Below are 18,597 nucleotides of genomic sequence, written 5' to 3'. Positions count from 1 at the left end.
TCTTCCTTTCACTTCGCAGGGGAGGTGGAAGCCAGGCGCTCGGCGATGTCGGCGCGAAGGTCCTTTTTGTTGATCTTTCCGACTTTGGTCGTGGGCAGCTCATCCACCACCACCAGGTGCTCCGGGATCTTAAATGCTGCCACTCCGGTCCGGCGAAGCAGGTCCTGGATCTGTTCCAGAGTTACTTCTGTTCCTGGTTTGACGGTGATGTAGAGGCAAAGCTTTTCGCCCAGCACCGGATCAGGCATGGCGATGGCGGCCGCCATGGTGACGTCCTCAATCCGGTACACCAGGCTTTCAATTTCCTCCGCGGAGATTTTTTCGCCGCCGCGATTGATCATGTCCTTGTCCCGCCCCTGGACAATGAGATTTCCGTCCGGGCGGCGCTCCACGATGTCCCCGCTGGCGTACCAGCCATCAGGAGTGAAAGCCCGGGCGTTGGCCTCCGGCGCGCGGTAATAGCCGCGAGGGGTGTAGGGGCCCCGGGTCAGGATGGCTCCGGCAACTCCATCGGGCAGGTCATTGCCTGCTTCATCAACGATCCGGACTTCGTCAGCCTCGGATACCGGACGGCCCTGGGTCGTGCAAATGACGTCCTCGGGGTCGTCCAGCCGGGTGGTGTTGATGAGCCCCTCTGCCATGCCAAAGACCTGCTGCAAGGTTGCACCCAACACGGGCCTGACCTTGTAGGCGATCTCGTCCGGAAGTCTGGAACCGCCAACCTGAATGACCTGCAGGCTCGCCAGCTGGTTGCCGCCCACTTCCTCCTGGTGTTCAATCCAGCGCTGCGCCACTGCCGGGACCGCGGTGGAAAGTGTGACGCCTTCGCGTTCAATGGCGGCAAAGGCTTTGCGTGGCTCGGGGCTGGGCAGCATGATCACCCGGCCGCCGGCGAACAGTATGCCCAGGATCCCCGGGCAGGCGAGGGGAAAGTTATGGCTCGCCGGCAGAGTACCGAGGTAAACAGTGTCCTCAGTAACGGCCGTTGGCAGGGACGTCGCCTTGATGTTGTACGCGTAATCGTTATGGGTGCGGGTGATGAGCTTGGGCAGCCCCGTAGTGCCCCCTGAGAGCAGGAACAGAGCAGGTGCATCCGGAGAGGGCGCCGATGCATCCAGCCTGACCCGGGCACCGGCAGCGTCCGTCCCGGGGGCAAGGATTTCGTCCAGGCGAATGTTCAGGGGGTTCGCGGCGCCGGATACGAGGATCAGCTCAAGGGACGCAATGGATGAAGCGAGTTCCTCGGCCAAGGCCTGGTGGTCGAAATCCTTGATCACGTCCGGTACTGCGATGGCGCGGGACTCGGAGAGTTCTGTCAGGAAGGACAGCTCGTATTTCCTGTGCGCAGGCAACGCCATGACAGGGATGATCCCTGCACGGAAACAAGCCAGGGTGAGGATTGTGAACTGCCATCCGTTCGGCAGCTGGAGCATGATGCGGTCATCTGCCTTGAGTCCGAGCTGGAGGAGGCGCTCGGCTGCGGCGTCCATCCGGTTGGCAAGCTCGGCATAGGTGATGCGGACATCGCCCTCTACCAACGCCACCTTGTCGGGCAAGCGGTCGGCGGTGTCCAGGACATAGCTGCCCAGGGCCCTGTCCTCCCAGTAGCCCTTCCGGCGGAATTCTGCAGCAAGTTCTGCTGGCCAGGGGAAAGTACCTTCACTGGTGTGGCTGGTCATTGAATGTCCTCCTCGACATTGATAACTACTGCATCCAACGCCAAGAGCCCGTTGTTGGTCAGGCGGAGGGGATTAATTTCGATTTCAGCGACAGTCTCGTTGGAGACGAGTGCATCCCCGAGTCTGACCAAGAGGCCGGCCAGTTCAGACGTATCCAGCATCGGACCGGAACGGAAGCCATACAAGAGTTCGCGTGCCTGCAGCTCGGCGGGCATGCTTTCGGCTGCCCGCAGTGCAAGGGGCGCGGTTCGTATGGAGATGTCGGCGAAGACTTCGGCCGCGGTGCCGCCCAGCCCCAGAACCACGATCGGTCCGAAAACGGGGTCGCGTCGGACGCCGACGACAAGGTCGACGCCGGAGGGCGCCATTGCCTCTACCAGGAACTCGCGGGCGCCGGCGGCTTCGAGACCTGCCAGGGCCCGGTCCATGTCTTCGGCGGTCTTGACGCCAAGGTGCACGCCTCCAATTTCTGTTTTGTGCAGGACGGTTGCGTCGAGCAGCTTCACGGCTACGGGACCGCCAAGTTCCGCCAGCGCCGCATGGGCAGCGTCACGGGTGCTGCACACGCGCCGTTCGGGCGTAGAAATGCCAAGTGCACCGAGAAGTTCCTTGGAGCGGTTCTCATCCCACGGACCTTCTACCTCCGGCCAGGCTGTGGCACCCTCAGCAGCCTGGGCCCTCTGGAATTGACCCCGGGCATCGTTCACCAGGGCGGCGATACCGTGAGCCAGCGAGGTTGGCCCCGTAATCAGCGGAAGGTCGTGCTGTCGCGCAGACTTGCGGGCTCGCTCCAGGTCACCGTCGGGGCCGTCGACGCCGATGAGGAACGGCATTGTCTCCGCCGCGCCCGAATTGGCTACGGCCAGCGGGAGGTCGGTCACCGGTTCTGTCAGGCCGTAAAGCGCCACAAGGTCGATTGCCGGGTCCTGTGACACGGCGGCAACGATTTGCTCATAGCTGGGCCCGGGTCGGCCGGTGTCTACCGGATTTGCCTGGAACGTCAGCGGCGGGAGCAAGGCGCCGATGGTGTCCTGGCTGCTCTGCGCGAGTCGCGGAAGCGTCACACCAGCGCTGTGCAGGGCATCGGCGATCAACAGGCCCGGTCCGGCCTGGCCCGTGATGAGGCCTACTCCGGGATCTGCGGCCGGGTGCAGCCGGCGACCGGCCAGGGCGGTCACTGCGGCGACCAGTTGGTTCTCGTCATCGACGATTACCGCACCCGCCTGCTGGAGTACCGATCGTGTGGTACGCCAGGAGGTAGCCAAGGCGCCGGTATGTGATTGAGCGAATTCGGACACATCGTTTCGGCCGACGACCAATGCAACGACGGGCTTGACCGCGCTCAGGCGTGAGACGGCGTCAACGAGGGCAGGCCCGTCCGAAACAGTTTCCAGATGGAGGGCTACTGCCTTGGTCTGATCATCGGTGATGAGGTAGTCCAGCACGTCCGGTGCGGTGATGTCAGTTCCTGCTCCGATACCGGCGGCAAGGCTGACCCCTGCTCCAGAGCGCTGCAGATGAAATGCCAGTACGTGATTGACTCCTCCGCTGGCTGCGACGACCGCTACCGAACCCGGCTCCAATTCAGCGACACCCGGGACGAAGCTGGCGCGGAGGTTGCGGTGGGGAACGAAGAACCCGGACGTGTTGGGGCCCAGCAGCCTGATGCCGGTTTCCCGGACAGCGGACTCGACCTGGGACGCGAATTCGATGCCGGGACCACCTGCTTCTGCGAAACCACCGGCGCAGACCAACGCTGCTTTGGCACCGTTCGCGGCGCTGTCCCGCAGAGCCTGTGCCGTGGCAGCAGCCGGCACACACAGCACGGCGAGATCGGGGCCGCCGGGAATTGCCGCAGCAGCCTCGGCGATGCTGGTGTGCATGCCGTTTTCACCGCGGCTGTTGACCAGTTCCACCGGCGCGGGGTAGCTGGACAGTGATTGCGCCATGACGGCGCCGAGCTTTTCGGGGCTGGACGATGCGCCAACCACGATGATGCCGCGAGGGGCAAACAGAGAGGACAGGCTATGCATGGGAAGCCTCCGCAGTGGCTGCAACAACGGCGTCGGCACGGCCGGAAAGTACCAGGGTCAGGTTCGACGCCGGACCCCGGTCATCAACAATGACGCTGGTCACGCCACGGCCCAGGCGGACTTCCTCAGAAAGCAGGATACGGGTGAACGGGTTTCCGCCCTGGATCACCACAACGGCTGCTTCGGCGGGGATTTGCTCGAAGGCATCCTTCAAGCCTTCTTCGTGGTCCGGTGCCGTGAGCAGCAGGCCGGTGCCTGCGTCGGCCTGGGCCGGGTCGGTCACCAAGGCGAGGCTAGCGCCGCCGTCCTGCAACTGGACCTTGCCGCTTTCGTGGGTCAGGGACAGCAGACGGCCGCTGAACCGGGCAGGACCGGCAGGCAACGGAGTTTCCAGCGGGGCCTTTCCGTGGCGAGTGAGCCAGTCCCGTTCTGCGGATTCAACGAGTTCCGGATCCCGCAGGCGGATTTTGTCGATGTCGATGCTGCGGGAGAAGAAGTGGAAGGTGAACTGGGTGGGTTCGAAGGAGTCGTAATACCTGCCGAAGTGTTCCCACCAGCTCAGTCCGCCGCGGGCCTGGTTCTGGATTTTGGCGACCTGGGGCTGACGTTCGGCTTCGTAATTCGTGAACGCCGTCTCGAGGTCGTCCTGATGTGCAGCGACTTCACGGACCAGCGAGATGGCGTCTTCCATGGCCATCTTGGTGCCGGAGCCGACAGAGAAGTGTGCCGTGTGGACGGCGTCGCCCAGCAGCACAACGTTGCCCTTGTGCCAGGAACGGGTCCTACGGGTCCGGAAGTTCGCCCAGCGCGAGCTGTTCGCCACGAGCGGCTGGCCGGCGATGTCCTCAGCAAACAGCTTTTCCAGGAACCGCTGCGTCTTCAGATCAGAAGGTCCCGGGGGCTGGCTGACATCGAACTCGTCGAGTCCGGCTTTACGCCACGTCGCCTCGTCGGTTTCAACGATGAAGGTGCTCAGGTTTTCGCTGATCGGGTAACCATGGACCGCGAAGTTGCCGAATTCGCTCTTGCGGTGCAGGAAGGTCATACCCTTGAAAAGGTGCGTGGTGCCGAACCAGATGAATTTGGCGGTTGCGGTTTCTGCCGTGTGGCCAAGGCTCTCGCCCAGCTGTTCGCGGGTTGATGAGTTGGCGCCGTCGGCCCCGACGATCAGGTCAAAGCCGTCAAGCTTTGACAGGTCCGGCAAGTACTGGCCGAACCGCATCTCGACGCCGGCTTCCGCCGCGCGTTCCTGCATCAGCTGCAGGAGCGTCTTCCGATAAATGGCTGCCATACCGTTTCCGGAAAACGACTTTTTTTCACCTTTGAGCCAGACTTCGATGTCGTCCCAATGCGTCCCGTGGTCGCGGAGTCCGTCCCGGACCACAGGGTCCGCCTCGTTGATCCGGTTCAGGGTCGCATCCGAGAAGACCACCCCGAAGCCAAAGGCATCGGTGGCCTGGTTGCGTTCGAACAATACAACCTCGGCGTCCGGAACGGTCTGCTTGAACAAGGTTGAGAAGAACAGTCCGCCAGGACCGCCGCCAATGCAGGCTACGCGAAGTGCCATCGATGCCACCTTCTAGGGATTGGGATTCATTGAGAGAGGTCTCGGAAACCATTATGAAACTAATCCATGTAAGGCGTCAAGATTTTGTTACATATCAGCCGGTTCTAAGTTCCTCCGTAACCTCTGCACCGGGGCCGACCGGTTCGCCAAGGATGTTGGAGACGTAGTCAGTGGCCGCCGGGCCCAGCTGGCGGTGCACGGCGCCAAAAAGACGGCACGCTTCGTCGCTGGGCCAGCCGTGGGGCTGCAAATCCTTGGGCAGGTACGGATCGCGGAAGAGAAAGCGGCGGAAGTCGCCGATGATGCGCATGCGTTCCATCAGAGCGGTGCGGCCATCCTTGGCGGCGTTGGAGGACTCATTGTCGAGGGCGGCGTAGGTCCGGATGAAGTGCTCGTAATCCTTTCCGAGCTGCTCCACATCCCAGCACCGCGCTGCGAGGTCCCTATCCTCCTGCAGGTCTCCGGTTCCGCACCATAGGGCGTCCACTTTTGCCTGGGGGTTCTCGTCGGCAACCTGACGGACCTCCGCCATGAGGCTGTGGGGGCTGAGCCATGTGGAGGGCGAGAGTTGCCCAAAGCCGTGCCATGCGAGCTGCTTGCGCAACTGCTCGCGGACTGCCCGCTCGGATTCGGGGACCTGGTAAATGGCCATCGTCCATCTGCCGTCCCATTCCTCATTGCGACGGTGAAAGATTCGCTCGCGCCCCTCATCAAGTATTTCCAACATGTGCGGGGTAAGGGAGTAGACCGTCTCCCTGCCGACGCGCCGGGTCGTGAACCACCCTTCCTTGCGCAGCCGTGACAGGTTGACGCGCACGGTAGCGGCCTCGATCTCGAAGACAGCGAGCAGTGCGGTGATGTCCGCAAGTTTTACCTCGCTGCCGGCGTACCGGAGATAATCCCCGAAAAGGTCAAGGATGAGCGCTCTGGGTTTCCACTGCACAGGACCCCTCCAATTCTGCCTGCCGCCCGGGTTGGGGCCAGCTTGAGCGATGTGCAACAAGTATAAGTACGAGCAACACACTTCGGTTACGTCCGCCGAGCCCGGGCATCCATACACATGCAACACATCTATGGACGGGCAACGAGCTAATGTTACATTTGGTTATGGGGTAGCTCACAACAGCTCTCCAAAATCTCTGGACCAACCACAATGCCGTGTATCCCACCTGGAGTCCCAATGGCTTTTCAATCGCCAGTCTCATCGCCGGCACGCCACCGCAAATCTGCTGCCGCTGTCATTTTCCTTTGCTTCCTCGCCATCGTTTTCGACGGCTACGACCTGGTCGTTTACGGCGCCATCGTTCCCAAGCTCCTCGCTTACGAACCCTGGGGCCTGACCCCCGTACAAACCGGAGCCATCGGCAGTTACGCCCTGGCCGGAATGTTCATCGGTGCAATCCTCATCGGTTACCTCACGGACATCGTCGGGCGCCGGAAGATCATGATGGTATCCATCGCCGCCTTCTCACTCCTGATGTTGCTGACTGCGTGGGCACCGACTCCGGAACTGTTCGGAATTTTCCGTTTCCTCGCGGGCCTGGGCCTGGGCGGCGTTATTCCCACGGCCATAGCCTTGACAGTCGAATTCTCGAAATCCAACCGCCGCAACTTCAACAACGCCCTCATGTTCTCCGGGTACGCCGTGGGCGGCATCCTCGCCGCCCTGCTCTCGCTGGCCTTCCTGTCCTCCCTGGGATTCCAAGGAATGCTTGCCCTCGGCGGCATCCCCCTGGTGGCAGTCGTCCCGGTGCTCTTCAAATTTCTGCCGGAGTCCGCGGCGTACCTCGCGGCTAAAGGCGACCGGGCAGGCGCAGAACGCATCATCGCTGATTACGGACTCGACCAACTCCCGCCCGCCCGTGTTGAAGGAGACGCTCCGGAAAAGGGCCGGTTCCGCACACTGCTCACTGGACGGCTGCTTGGAGCCATGATCCTCTTCTGCCTCGCCGGCATCTGCGGCCAGACACTGGTCTACGGCCTGAACACCTGGCTTCCCCAGCTGATGGTCATTGCCAAATACTCCCTGGCCTCGTCCCTATCCTTCCTGCTCACGGTCAACATCGGAGCCGTCGTGGGCGTCCTCGTCTCCTCCCGCCTGGCCGACAAATTCGGCCCCCGCAAGGTCACGGCCACCGCGTTCGCATGTTCAGGCGTAGCCCTTGTACTCATGGGAACCGGAATCATGCCCCTGCCCGCCATGTACTTCCTGGTCGGCGTAGTCGGCTTCGGCTCAGTGGGAGCCCAGATCCTCGTCAACGGGTTCGTAGCAACCTACTTCTCCGGAGCTACACGGGCGACAGCCCTGGGAATCACGCTAGGAATCGGACGCATCGGCGCCGTTCTCGCCATCTCAGGCGGCGGAGTGCTGGTAGCGGCGAACCTCGGTAACTTCATCAACTTCTCCGTCTGGGCCATAGCAGCAGCCGTCGGCGTGATCGCGGTTATGACCGTACCCAACCCCACCCAGGCTGCAGGAACTCCCGAGACCAGCCAAACGCCCGGAGCAGCAGGCGTGTCAAGCCAAGTCCTCCCACACTAACCACCTGCAGAAACATCGCAGGCACGACGAATGCCGCGACTCACGGATAAAAAGGTAGGGGGGACGGTTGCGCACTGCACTGCGCGACCGTCCCCGCTACTTTCAAGAGACGCTTCAGCCTGGCCGCGGCGCTTCAGGATGACCTAGGCGGGTCATCCGCAGCACCTACCCACAACCAAAACCAGGAAGCGTGCGACCCGCCGTTTCAGCGGTAGTTCCGAACCGCTTCTACTCTTCTCACTCAACTGGCATGCGCGGTTATTCATGAGACGGGAGTAGTGCCTGCGATGCTACCGCTTCAGAGGAGTTAGAAGGCCGTTCTGGAATGACGCCTTCGCTTATCCGCGGCCATGGCATGATCCTCCGCACCTCCAGCGGAGACGACTGCTTGGTCTTCCACTGGCCCAACAACATACCTGACGAACGTGTCGAGCTCACCGAAGTGGAGATCTTGAGGGCCCGAGTCCGGATCCTGTGATGCATTGCGGGTAGTTTGCTGATGAGTCGAATGCTCGGCCGTTCGAGCCTGGCCGGAGCCGAAACCCCTAATGGCACCACTGACCGCAACGCTAAACCCTGGAAACATGCATTAGATGCAGGAAGCCTGCGGGAGCAAGCAATCCGGCGGCAAAATTCGGACCCCGGCGGCTGAATGCAGTCATCGCCACAAGCGTCTCTGACCTGCGGGAACTTCAAACTCGTCAAGGAGCGGGAGTTCTCGCAGCTACTTCTACTCCCGTGCTTTCAGCGCCGATAACGGACCTTTTGTAGAGCTGACTTAGGCGTCCGCTGCTAGAGCAAGCCGTAAGGCCACCAAACTTCTAATCGCACGTCACGCGCCGTAATGAAACCGCAAAAGGTCCCGAAAACCACGCGCAGAAAAGGAACCACCATGTCAGCAGAGACGTCGCCTATTGTTGTCAAAGTCAAGGACGCCGCTTCGGTAGACCGCGAACTGGAGCACGCCAGCGCAGTACTGCGTGAGAAGGCCACGAGCTGGGGCCTTCTCGTCACCAGGGTGGATTTCACCACCTACACGGTCGCACTCAGCCCCGATATCCCGTTCGGCTTCACCCGAGAACTCGATCTGCTCTGAAGGAGCACGGCTCCTAGCATTCGGCCCTGAACGCGGCTGATTTATGAGCATCGTCTGGCTCCCGCCGGCCTCACGGCCGAGGCGCCGGAAGCCCACTTTTTCGGCACCCTCCCCCACCCGGCTTGGAACGCCGATAACAGTTACTCCGTCAACCTGACTCGGCCGGGCAAAGCCTTTGCTTGCTGATCACGCAGCCGGAACTGGTGACGACTCCATTCGGTCCATGGCCGTGGTCAATTCGGGTTATCCACGGCTGGAAGTGGGAGCCTTTGGGGTAGCCCCCTGGTAGCAGTAGCGGTGGATAACCTTGTCGGTGACGGTCGAAAAGTGAGCCATTGTGACGGTTGAAAACTGAGCCACCTGTTTCAAACGATTGGGTGGGTGATCACAGTGAAGGATTGGGCGCTTATTCGGCGGTTGCATCTTGCGGGGGTGAGCCGATGAGATCGATAGCGGCACGGCTGGGAATCTCCCGGAACACCGTCGCGAAGGCAGTCAGTGCTGACAGTCCGCCCACTTACGTCCGGTCGCCGCAGGACTCCGGGATCAAGGCTGTGGAACCGGCGATTCGTGCGCTGCTGCTGGAGAACCCGCGGATGCCGGCGACAGTGCTGGCCGAACGGGTGGGCTGGTCCGGGTCCCCGGCCTGGTTTCGTGAGAACGTTGCCAGGATCCGGCCCGAGTATGTTCCGGCTGATCCTGCTGATCGGATTTCGTACGATCCCGGGGATCAGGCGCAGTGCGACCGGTGGTTCCCAGAGGTCCGGATACCTGTCAGCACCGGCAAAGCTAGGGTGTTGCCCGTGCCCGTGCCGGTGCCGGTGCCGGTGCTGGTGATGGTGTCTTCGCATTCACGGTTCATTATGGCCAGGATGATCCCGTCCCGGATGACCGGAGACCTGCTGGCCGGAATGTGGGAGCTGCTCGGATCCCTGGGCGCGGTTCCGCGGCGGCTGATCTGGGACAACGAAACCGGCATCGGCCGGCGGAACAGCTACGCCGCCGGGTCGCGGCATTCGCCGGGGTCCTGGCCACCAGGATCGTGCAGGTCAAGCCTTATGATCCGGAGAGCAAGGGGGTGGTGGAGCGGGCCAACCAGTTCCTGGAGACTTCCTTCCTGTCGGGCCGGGTCTTCACCTCACCGGAGGACTTCAACGCCCAGCTCGGCCAGTGGCTGCCGAAGGCCAACACCCGGCTGGTCAGGCGGACTGGCTCACGCCCGACGGACCTGCTCGCTGCGGACAAAGCGGCCATGCTGGCGCTGCCACCGGTTCCACCGGTTACCGGCTTCACCTCAAGGGTTCGGCTGCCGCGGGACTACTACGTCCGGATGGGATCCAACGACTACTCCGTGCACCCGCAGGCGATCGGCAGGTTCGTCGAGGTCACCGCTGACCTGGACACCGTGACGATCAGCCTGGACGGTCGCTGCGTCGGATGCCATTCCCGGTCCCGGGGCGCTGGCCTGACGATCACCGACCTGACCATGTCGAGGCCTCCCGGACGATGCGGAAAGCCTTCCAAAACCCTCCACCATCCATGGACACGGCCGGGTTGAGGGATCTGGCTGACTACGACCGGGCGTTCGGGGTCGTGCTCGATGACGGGCAGGTCGCGTGATGACCAACGCCAAGGAAATTGCCGGGCAGATCGAGTACTACTCCCGGGCCATGAAGGCACCACGGATCTGGGAAGTTACAGCCAGGCTCGCGGACCAGGCCTGCGAGACCGGCTGGACCCAGGAGGAATACCTCGCCGCGGTCCTGTCCCGGGAAGTCGCCGCCCGCGAAGCCTCCGGCGCGGAGATGCGTGCCAGGCAGCCGGGTTCCCTGCCCGCAAGTCGCTCGAGGAGTTCAGCTTTGACCACCAGCCAGGTCTCAGACGCGACACCATCGCGCACCTGGCCACCGGCGCGTTCCTCACCGAAGCGTCCAAGAACCTTGTGCACAGTGCATGGTGGAGGCCCAGGAGACACCCTATTCGGTAGCACCGCTCCTGCAGGCTGCTTGATTCTCCCTCACGGACCCGGCAAAGTGGCAGTCGAAGACCGAAACCCCTGGGCTGCGACGCAGGTGTCGCAGCCCTGGGGCGCCACTCTTGGAGGTCCGTTTCGCGGCGTGTCGGGGCGATTTTATCCGACCAGTGCCTTTTTGTGGCTGGTGGTGTAGGCCTCGATGGCGGAGTCGTCGATCACTGGGAGGCCGGTGCGGGCGAGTAGCTGCTTGAGGGTGTCGATTTCGTCCTGCAGGGGGCGGGGCAGGGGTGCGCGCATGGCGGGGCTGTCAATGGCTCCGCGGAGCCAGCAAGCAACCTTGTACCGGATGTGGAGCCTGGAGAAGTCACTGTAAACGTACTCGTGGAGTTGGGCGAGGCCGCCCTCCCAAATTTTTCTTGCGGTCTCTATATCTCCGCGTTCCCACGCCTGAATGTGTTCAAACATGGCTTCGTGAGCATAGTTCCAGGTGCCCGTCGCGGTGCCGTCGAAGGCACCGGTAGCGAGGTTTTCATGGAAGTAGGACGCCACGGCCCCCAGTATCGCAATTGGGCGCTCGACACTGCGCAGGGTCCGCGTCAGCTCACGGAATCCGTCATAGTTGTACGTCATCTTCCACCCGACGATCTGGGGAACTGCGTCGATGATCGCGCGGGTCGCCTTCGCCGGAATGCCAATCCCGTAGCGGGCGCTTGCTGATGAGGTGGGGTGGACGATCATTGGCAGGTCAACGGAGTCCGTGATGGCGTGGAGCATGTCGATGAAGACTTCGGGGTAGAGGTCCGCGTTCCAGGAGCTGCTGATGTCCAGGGCTCCGATTGGGGGCATGACGAAGAGTCCGTCGGCGCCTGCTGCGGCGGCGTCTTCGGCTACGGCAACGGTGCCTGTCGTGGTGGTGTCGATGACGCCGGCGAAGACGGGGACGCGTCCTGCAGCTTCCTCGATGGTGATTTCAACGATACGGCGCTTCTCTTCGCGGTCGAGGTAGAAGATTTCGCCTGCTTCGGGGTTGGCGATGAGGGCCATGCCGGCTGCGATGTATTGGGGTTCGAGGTACCTGCGGAGGAGGGAACGGTACTGCAATTCGTCGATCGTGCCGTCGGCGGCGTAGGGGAGAACCGGAGTGACGAACAGGTATTTCTTTGACTGGTCGAACATATTTTTTCCTTTGTGTGATTGAACTGCTGAACATAGTTAGTTGAGGGACGTTAGGGGGAGAACTCCTCAAGGATCTTGTTGCGGGTTTCGACGCCGAAGAGAGCCACGATGAGGCCGCCGGCGAGGGCGACGGCGCCGAAGATGAGGAACACGATGGTGATGTTTCCGCTGCTGCTGATGACGGCGCTGACGACGAACGGACCAAGGATCGAAGCGATACGGAGCCAGGCCGAGGCAACACCAACCCCGAACGCCCTGACACGGGTCGGATAGAGCTCAGGGGTATACAAGTAGGCGGTGAGTGACACCGCGCTGATCCAGAGGTAGGCCAGGGAGGACCACAGCAGGACCTCAGGGGCGCTGCCCGCACCCAGTCCGGTAAGGATCAGTAGCAGGATGCCGCCAATGAGGAGTCCGCCTGCCAGTGCAACCCGACGGCCGACGATGTCGATGGTGAAGGCGTAGATGGCCGCGCCGAGCAGACCCGCGCCCGTTGTCACAAGGGAGTAGAGCAGGGAATCGTTCAAGGACAGCTTGTAAATGGTGCGGTAGATGGTGGGCAGCCACGCGGTGAGGCCGTAGGTGGTCAGGTAGGCGCTGAACCAGAGGACCCAGACGACGAGGGTGCGGCGCAGGTAGATCCCGGCGAAGAGATCGCGCCAGCTCGCGCGCCGGGAGACATGTGAGGCGTCCACCGGTGCGGGCTCGGGAAGTTCCTTGCCGGTTTCCCGGCGGGTGGTTTCCTCGACGTGCCGCAGTACGCGGTCCGCTTCCTCGTCGCGGCCTGCCCGCTGGAGCCAGCGCGGTGATTCGGGCATTTTGCGGCGCAGGTAGAGCGCGATGAGGGCGGGCAGGGCGCCGAGGATGAACATCCACTGCCATCCCAGGTTGGGGACGATCCAGAAGCCTGCGACAGCTGCGACCAGAAGGCCTGCGGGGAATACGAGTTCGTAGAGCAGGACGAAGCGTCCCCGCTTGTGGGCACCGGTGATCTCGGCGATGTACGTGGCGGCGACCGGGACCTCCGCTCCGAGCCCGATGCCCTGGATAAACCGGACCACCAGGAAGAAGACAAAGTTGGGCGAGAACGCCAGGGCCAGGCTGCCGAGGGAGAAGACGAGAACACTCAGTGTAGCGACGGGGATCCGGCCCCAGCGTTCGGCGACCACGCCGACGGCCAGGGCGCCGACAAGCTGGCCGAAGAAGCCGATAGAAATAGCCAGCGCGATCTGAGTGGGCTGCAGCCCCCAGGCCACCGCGAGGACCGGCAGGACATAGGCGACCGACAGCGCATCAAACGCATCGAAGAACGTTGCTACACCAATGACCATGCGGGCACGTACCTGCCAGGGAGCCCTGGGCAGCCGTTCGATCCGTGCGGCCACCGCCGCTTCGCTTAGGGCGGGCGACACGGCCGCCGCGCCTGAATCGGTTGTCGACATTGACACTCCATAATATTGTGGGCGATAATCGCCTATCAATGGGCGACTATTGATATGATGCCCGAAACACCACGATGCAATCAAGGGGCTGCAGCCTTTTTCTCAGGAGGAATAATGGCAATCCAGACCGACCAAGTCACCGGCGGCACGGCCAAGGCTCAGCCACTACACAGCGACCGCTCCCAATCGGTCGACCGTGCCATCGAGGTGCTGATCGCAGTCGGCCGCCGCGGACCGATGCGGCTGTCCGAAATCATCAGTGACTTGGGGCTTCCGCGGCGGAACGTGGGACGGCTCCTGTCTTCCCTGGAAGCGGCAGGACTCCTGCGCCGGGATCCTGCCTCCCTCGAATATGACCTCGGCTTCACCCTGGCCTGGCTCGGCAACGTCGCTGGCGAACGCCTCGACATCGCCCGGCTGGCTAAACCTGTCATCCAGGGTCTGATGGAAGGCACCCACACGACCGCGCTGTTGCACCTTCGTCAGTCGGACTCACTTGTAGCGGCACTTGTCTGCACGCCCCAGGACAGGCTCTCGGTAAGCTTTCCAACGGGCCAACGCATTCCGCTGTCACGCGGAGTTGGACGGCTCGTTCTAGCGCACCTGCCGGCTGAGGCGCGGAGGCGTTATCTGTATCGCGTCAGGGAAGCTGTCGATACGGGCTACCTCGATCAGCTCAAGGACCAGGGGTATCTCGTCTCCCACGGAGAAGTGGTTGAAGGAGTCCACGCGGTAGGGGCCCCGATCTTTGACCCCTCCGGTGATGTCGTCGCGGTCGTGGCGATCGCGAGCATGAGCGACGTCACCCAACACGCCGCCCAAGTTGTCAGCGCAGCGGATCACATCACCCGGATGCTCACCACCGGCCGACTGTAAGCCCTCGGCCTCCGGACAGCCCAACATCCGGATCCACCAGCGTCTTCGGGAAAAAACTCGATGGGCGTCGCGCCTGCTGATCACACGACCCGGAACTGGTGGCGACTCTGCTCCGTCCATGGCTGGGTCAATTCAGGTCATTTACGGGTGGAAATTTGCGGCGGCTGCAGGCTTCACGTAAGCGTTGACTGCTATAGCCCTTCCCGGGCTTGTCCATGCATGCATGCGCATGTCCGAACCAATGCGGGTTGTCTCGTCTCACTTAACTTGAGGCAGACGACGGCGAATTGGCGCGGTTGCCTCAACTTGGATGAGACAAATGCCGGGTTTTGTCTCACTTTAGTTGAGGCAAATCGAAGAATTCCGGCATCAGCGGATGGTCCAGGAACCTTGGAATCACGCGAGATCGGGCGCCCTACCTCAACTGTAATGAGACAACCGCAGCTAATGCATCATCTGTAGTGAGATTGCCTCAACTTGGATGAGACAGGACACGGGTAAAGGAGGGCCTATTTCAGGCCTCGCCCCACACGTTTGGACTGGCAGTCTTGGCGCTGCCACGAGAGCGTGTGCCCGTCTGCCAGGAGTTCTAGGTGGCCCTGGCCTGACGGAGGTACTGATAGACCGTTTCACGGCTGATGCCGTAGTGGTGGGCCAGGACGGCCTTCGGAACACCGTTCTCAGCGCGATGCACGAGTTCGGCTGCCCGTTCGGGGGTCAGGGTCTTCTTCCGCCCATCGTAGGTTCCGCGCTGCTTCGCCAGGGCATTCCTTCCCGCTGCCGTTCCCTGATCAGGGAACGTTCGAACTCTGCGAAGGTCAGGGTCTTCTTCCGCCCATCCTAGGCTCCGCGCTGCTTCGCCAGGGCATTCCTTCCCGCTGCCGTTCCCTGATCAGGGAACGTTCGAACTCTGCGAAGGCTCCCATGACGGAGACCATCAGGTTGGCCACGGGGAGTCCCCGCCGGTGAAGACTGGGCTTTCCTTCAAAAACTCGACGCGGATGCCTTTGCGCGTGAGGCCTTGGATCGAGAGCTCTGCAGGGCAGATCGCTGGTTTGTGGCAATTGATCCATAGATCGTCGGTGCAGTCGTGGCTTCGCTACAAAATGGCCGTAGACGGGGCTCTGTAGCCTTCTTCGGGGGACCCGATCACCATTCACAGGGGGAACCATGAGCCACCAGACGACTTCGGCGCCGCGACGCCCGGACCAGAACAGCCCCTGCACGCCGCGTCCATTGTGGGATGCGCAGTCGCTGGCCCTTATCTCCGTGTTCGCCGCGTTGATCGCAGCCTCGGCGATCGTCCCAGGCATTCCCGTCGGCGGCTTCGGGGTGCCTATCACGCTGCAGACCCTCGCCATCATGGTGACGGGCCTCGTCCTGGGCGGATCACGTGCCGTCGCAGCGGTGGCGCTCTACCTGCTCCTTGCGTTCGCCGGGCTGCCGATCTTCTCGGGGGGTCGGGCGGGCCTGGCCGTCCTCGCCGGCGGGTCCGCCGGCTACATCGTTGGGTTCCTCCTCGCCGCTCTGCTCGTTGGCATAGCCGCCGAGCAAATCATCCGGCGTCTCCCCGCCATGCGGCGCGGCCTTTGGTTCTTCCTCGCCGCGGTCGTGGTCACCGTGGTCGCATCGCACCTGCTCGGCGTGCTCGGCATGATGGTCAACCTCAAGCTGTCATGGCAGGCTGCTTTCGCCAGTGACCTCATCTTCTACCCGGGCGATTTCCTGAAGGACGCCGTGGCATCCGTTGCGGCTGTGGCCGTGCACCGGGCCTTCCCGGACATCCTCGTGCGCCGGGTGAAGTAAGTGAGGCCGGAGCATGGCTATGAGGATCTTCGGGGAAACTGTAGACGACCAAACCCGCTGCATTCACTATCACACCGCCGTAGATGTGGTAGCCATAAAGTTCAAGTGCTGTCTTCGGTACTATCCCTGCCATCTCTGTCACGAGGAGGAGGCAGACCACCCGGCCCAAACTTGGCCAAGGAACGACTGGGCAGAGCCAGCAGTTCTGTGCGGTGTATGCAAAGGTGAGATGTCCATAAGCGCTTATCTGGCAACCACATCGTGCCCCAACTGTGCCGCTCGACTGAACGAGCGGTGTGCCGCCCACACGCATTTTTACTTCCAGACTTTAACGGAACCTCTCCGATGATTCCCCGGGAAGGGCGACGCCAGCGCGAAGCGGCTTTGCAGTGACACCCCGGCGTGGCGGCAGTGTGCCTGCCCCAGCGCAGCCACACCACAAGAGCTCTTGCCTTCATTTTCGCCTGAAAAGAAGCACACGGGTTGCCTCTGAGAAGCTCTACGCGAAGCGCGCCGCGGAGCCTCCCGTGAGCAGCTGGGAGGGCCGCCGTCGGAACAAGCGCTGAGCGCTCTTGCCTAAGGGAATGTGATCACCTGGTGCTCACAGCCTAAAGTGCCGGGTAACAACAAGGGATTCAGCCGTGGCAGCGGATACGGAATCAGATCGCGTCTAGTTGGTTGCGTCTGTCAGGTTTGCATCTAAGGCGTCCAGCTCGGCCTCTAGGTTCTTCCGGCAGTCCGCGAGTCCCTTTGGCATGTACTGCACTTGAAAGTAGTCGCTACGGGCCATGTGCAGGGCCATCACACTCAGCATCGAGACGGCATGGCCCAGGCGGTCGAAAGACGCTTCCTCGTCTTTCTTCTGTTTCAGCGATAGCGCGTACTCCAATGCCAACCGCCTCAAGAAGCCTGGCCAGTACATCAGCTCCTCCACGAGACTGTCGTCCTCGGATTCGACTCGCCATCTATTTATCGCATGCTCGAGCGGGCGGGTCGCCGCATTCACAGCGCCAGATGACTCCCTGGCCGCGTCAATCAATCCAGAAGTCGCAGAAACGACGTCAGCCCTGATGTCCATCAGCCGTAGCCGGGATGTTTCAGAGCGCTGCAGGTCCAGCTGTTCCCGCAAAGCCGCTCGCTGCAGCTCTAGCGCCTCCGCGTCCCTAAGGCGTTGCTGTGCAAGAGCCGACGCGTCCCTCATCCGCTGCTCTGCCATGGCCCTACCGGCAATGACTGACTGATGGGCATTGGTTTTCCCAACAACGATAAGTGCGACTGCCACGCTCACAACGGCGGCGACAATGGCGCCGATGACGCCACTCCAGATTTGCATCCACCAAGCTTCGGAAATTCCCCAGAACATCCCTGCATCCTACGGCCAGTGCCGGGCAGCTTCCTGTCCTTTGTCGGACATGCCCTAGCCCTACGTCTGGCCCCATCCTCTCCGGAGGACGGGGGGACTGCCCCCGGTTTTGTTGACTCCTTGACCTAGCGAGCTGGTGCTCGTGGAAGGATGTTGACCATGCCCACGGCTTATGGGGCGGAGTTCCGCCAGGATGTTATTGATGTGGCCCGCAAGGGCGAGGCGCCGCTGGCGCAGATTGCGAAGGACTTCGGGCTTTCGGTCACGACGCTGAAACGCTGGATCGCCCTCGCCGAGCGCAAGGAAACCGGCGCCGGCCCGGCAGCGGCAGAGTCGGCCGAGATGCGGGAGCTGAAGAAGCGTAACCGCTTGTTGGAGCAGGAGAATGAGATTCTGCGCCGGGCTGCTGCTTATCTGGCGAGGGACATCAACCCAAAATGACAGATGTACCCGCTGGTCACGGATCTTGCTGCCGATGGTGTTCCCGTGGCGGTGACCTGCAGGGTATTGGGATTCAGCAAGCAAGGCTACTACCGGTGGAGATCGAACCCGGTGACAGAACGGGACTGGGTCGACGCGCACCTGGTCAACGCCGCCCTGGACATCCACACCGACGATCCTGCGTTCGGATACCGGTTCTTCGCCGATGAGCTCCCCGAGAAGGGCATCAGAGCCGGTGAGAACGGGGTCCAGCGCCTGTGCAGGGACCACGGCATCTGGTCGGTGTTTTCGAAGAAGCGGGGCCTGAACCGGAAGCCGGGGCCGCCGGTTCATGATGACCTGGTGGAGCGGGACTTCACCGCTGCTGCGCCGAACGAGCTCTGGCTGACAGACATCACCGAGCACCCCACCGCTGAGGGGAAGCTCTACCTCTGCGCGATCAAGGACGTCTATTCCGGCAGGATCGTCGGCTACTCGATGGACTCGCGGATGAAATCCTCATTGGCGGTGGCCGCGCTGGAGAACGCCGTGCGGGCACGCCGCCCGGAAGGGACCGTGGTGCATTCGGACCGGGGCTCCCAGGGCGTATTCAACCGGTCGA

At 62.3% G+C, this 18,597-nt stretch carries 13 protein-coding genes and 4 pseudogenes; 9 read left to right on the top strand and 8 right to left on the bottom strand.

The window, feature by feature from the left end:
* Positions 1-8: 8 nt before the first annotated feature.
* The 4 genes from AB4Y79_RS07500 to AB4Y79_RS07485 all read right to left on the bottom strand — a co-directional run bounded on the left by AB4Y79_RS07500 (position 9) and on the right by AB4Y79_RS07485 (position 6,222).
* Positions 9-1,679, bottom strand: a complete 1,671-nt coding sequence (locus AB4Y79_RS07500; RefSeq protein ID WP_441860166.1) for a (2,3-dihydroxybenzoyl)adenylate synthase — start codon at positions 1,677-1,679, stop codon at positions 9-11.
* The gene (locus AB4Y79_RS07495; RefSeq protein WP_441860164.1) at positions 1,676-3,712 is read right to left on the bottom strand and encodes an acetate--CoA ligase family protein; all 2,037 of its coding nucleotides are present in this window, start codon (positions 3,710-3,712) and stop codon (positions 1,676-1,678) included. The genes AB4Y79_RS07500 and AB4Y79_RS07495 overlap by 4 nt, the downstream gene beginning before the upstream one ends.
* Entirely contained in the window at positions 3,705-5,279 is a 1,575-nt protein-coding gene (locus AB4Y79_RS07490) for an FAD-dependent monooxygenase (RefSeq protein WP_441860162.1), read from the bottom strand. Before AB4Y79_RS07490 ends, AB4Y79_RS07495 begins: the two co-directional genes overlap by 8 nt.
* A 94-nt stretch (positions 5,280-5,373) precedes the next feature.
* Entirely contained in the window at positions 5,374-6,222 is an 849-nt protein-coding gene (locus AB4Y79_RS07485) for a PaaX family transcriptional regulator (protein ID WP_441860160.1), read from the bottom strand.
* Positions 6,223-6,459: 237 nt separating this feature from the next.
* Between AB4Y79_RS07485 and AB4Y79_RS07480 the strand changes: the two genes are divergently transcribed.
* From AB4Y79_RS07480 to AB4Y79_RS07460, 5 genes and pseudogenes are all read left to right on the top strand, one after another.
* Positions 6,460-7,821, top strand: a complete 1,362-nt coding sequence (locus AB4Y79_RS07480) for an MFS transporter (RefSeq protein WP_441860158.1) — start codon at positions 6,460-6,462, stop codon at positions 7,819-7,821.
* A 325-nt stretch (positions 7,822-8,146) separates the two neighbouring features.
* Positions 8,147-8,299, top strand: coding sequence for a hypothetical protein (locus AB4Y79_RS07475; RefSeq protein WP_441860157.1), 153 nt, complete (start codon positions 8,147-8,149; stop codon positions 8,297-8,299).
* Positions 8,300-8,713: 414 nt separating this feature from the next.
* A complete protein-coding gene (locus AB4Y79_RS07470; protein WP_441860155.1) occupies positions 8,714-8,917 on the top strand; it encodes a hypothetical protein in 204 nt (67 codons plus the stop codon).
* Between the two features lie 381 nt (positions 8,918-9,298).
* Positions 9,299-10,537 (top strand): annotated as a pseudogene (gene istA, locus AB4Y79_RS07465) (IS21 family transposase).
* Positions 10,537-10,850 (top strand): annotated as a pseudogene (locus tag AB4Y79_RS07460) (ATP-binding protein); the annotation flags it as partial. The pseudogenes istA and AB4Y79_RS07460, both read left to right, overlap by 1 nt.
* Positions 10,851-11,048: 198 nt before the next feature.
* Here AB4Y79_RS07460 and AB4Y79_RS07455 read toward each other — a convergent pair.
* On the bottom strand, positions 11,049-12,068 hold the full coding sequence (locus AB4Y79_RS07455; protein ID WP_441860153.1) for a dihydrodipicolinate synthase family protein: 1,020 nt from the start codon (positions 12,066-12,068) through the stop codon (positions 11,049-11,051).
* 50 nt (positions 12,069-12,118) lie between these two features.
* Complete coding sequence (locus AB4Y79_RS07450) at positions 12,119-13,510, bottom strand: MFS transporter (RefSeq protein ID WP_441860151.1); 1,392 nt, start codon at positions 13,508-13,510, stop codon at positions 12,119-12,121.
* A gap of 114 nt (positions 13,511-13,624) precedes the next feature.
* On the opposite strand from AB4Y79_RS07450, the gene AB4Y79_RS07445 reads away from it, so the two are divergent.
* The gene (locus AB4Y79_RS07445; RefSeq protein ID WP_441860149.1) at positions 13,625-14,386 is read left to right on the top strand and encodes an IclR family transcriptional regulator; all 762 of its coding nucleotides are present in this window, start codon (positions 13,625-13,627) and stop codon (positions 14,384-14,386) included.
* A 589-nt stretch (positions 14,387-14,975) separates the two neighbouring features.
* Here AB4Y79_RS07445 and AB4Y79_RS07440 read toward each other — a convergent pair.
* Positions 14,976-15,413 (bottom strand): annotated as a pseudogene (locus AB4Y79_RS07440) (helix-turn-helix domain-containing protein); the annotation flags it as partial.
* A gap of 143 nt (positions 15,414-15,556) precedes the next feature.
* Between AB4Y79_RS07440 and AB4Y79_RS07435 the strand changes: the two are divergent.
* Both AB4Y79_RS07435 and AB4Y79_RS07430 read left to right on the top strand, forming a co-directional pair.
* Positions 15,557-16,192: a biotin transporter BioY gene (locus AB4Y79_RS07435; RefSeq protein WP_441860147.1), complete on the top strand. Its 636-nt coding sequence runs from the start codon at positions 15,557-15,559 to the stop codon at positions 16,190-16,192.
* A 13-nt stretch (positions 16,193-16,205) separates the two neighbouring features.
* Positions 16,206-16,541: a CHY zinc finger protein gene (locus AB4Y79_RS07430; protein ID WP_441860145.1), complete on the top strand. Its 336-nt coding sequence runs from the start codon at positions 16,206-16,208 to the stop codon at positions 16,539-16,541.
* Between the two features lie 321 nt (positions 16,542-16,862).
* Here the strand turns inward: AB4Y79_RS07430 and AB4Y79_RS07425 are convergent, their stop codons facing one another.
* Positions 16,863-17,555, bottom strand: coding sequence for a hypothetical protein (locus AB4Y79_RS07425; RefSeq protein WP_441860143.1), 693 nt, complete (start codon positions 17,553-17,555; stop codon positions 16,863-16,865).
* A gap of 159 nt (positions 17,556-17,714) precedes the next feature.
* On the opposite strand from AB4Y79_RS07425, the pseudogene AB4Y79_RS07420 reads away from it, so the two are divergent.
* Positions 17,715-18,578, top strand: a pseudogene (locus AB4Y79_RS07420) (IS3 family transposase); the annotation flags it as partial.
* Positions 18,579-18,597: the final 19 nt, after the last annotated feature.

This window comes from Pseudarthrobacter sp. YAF2 (assembly GCF_052113345.1).
Classification (GTDB): Bacteria; Actinomycetota; Actinomycetes; order Actinomycetales; family Micrococcaceae; genus Arthrobacter.
This window is presented reverse-complemented; position numbering and strand designations above follow the sequence as displayed.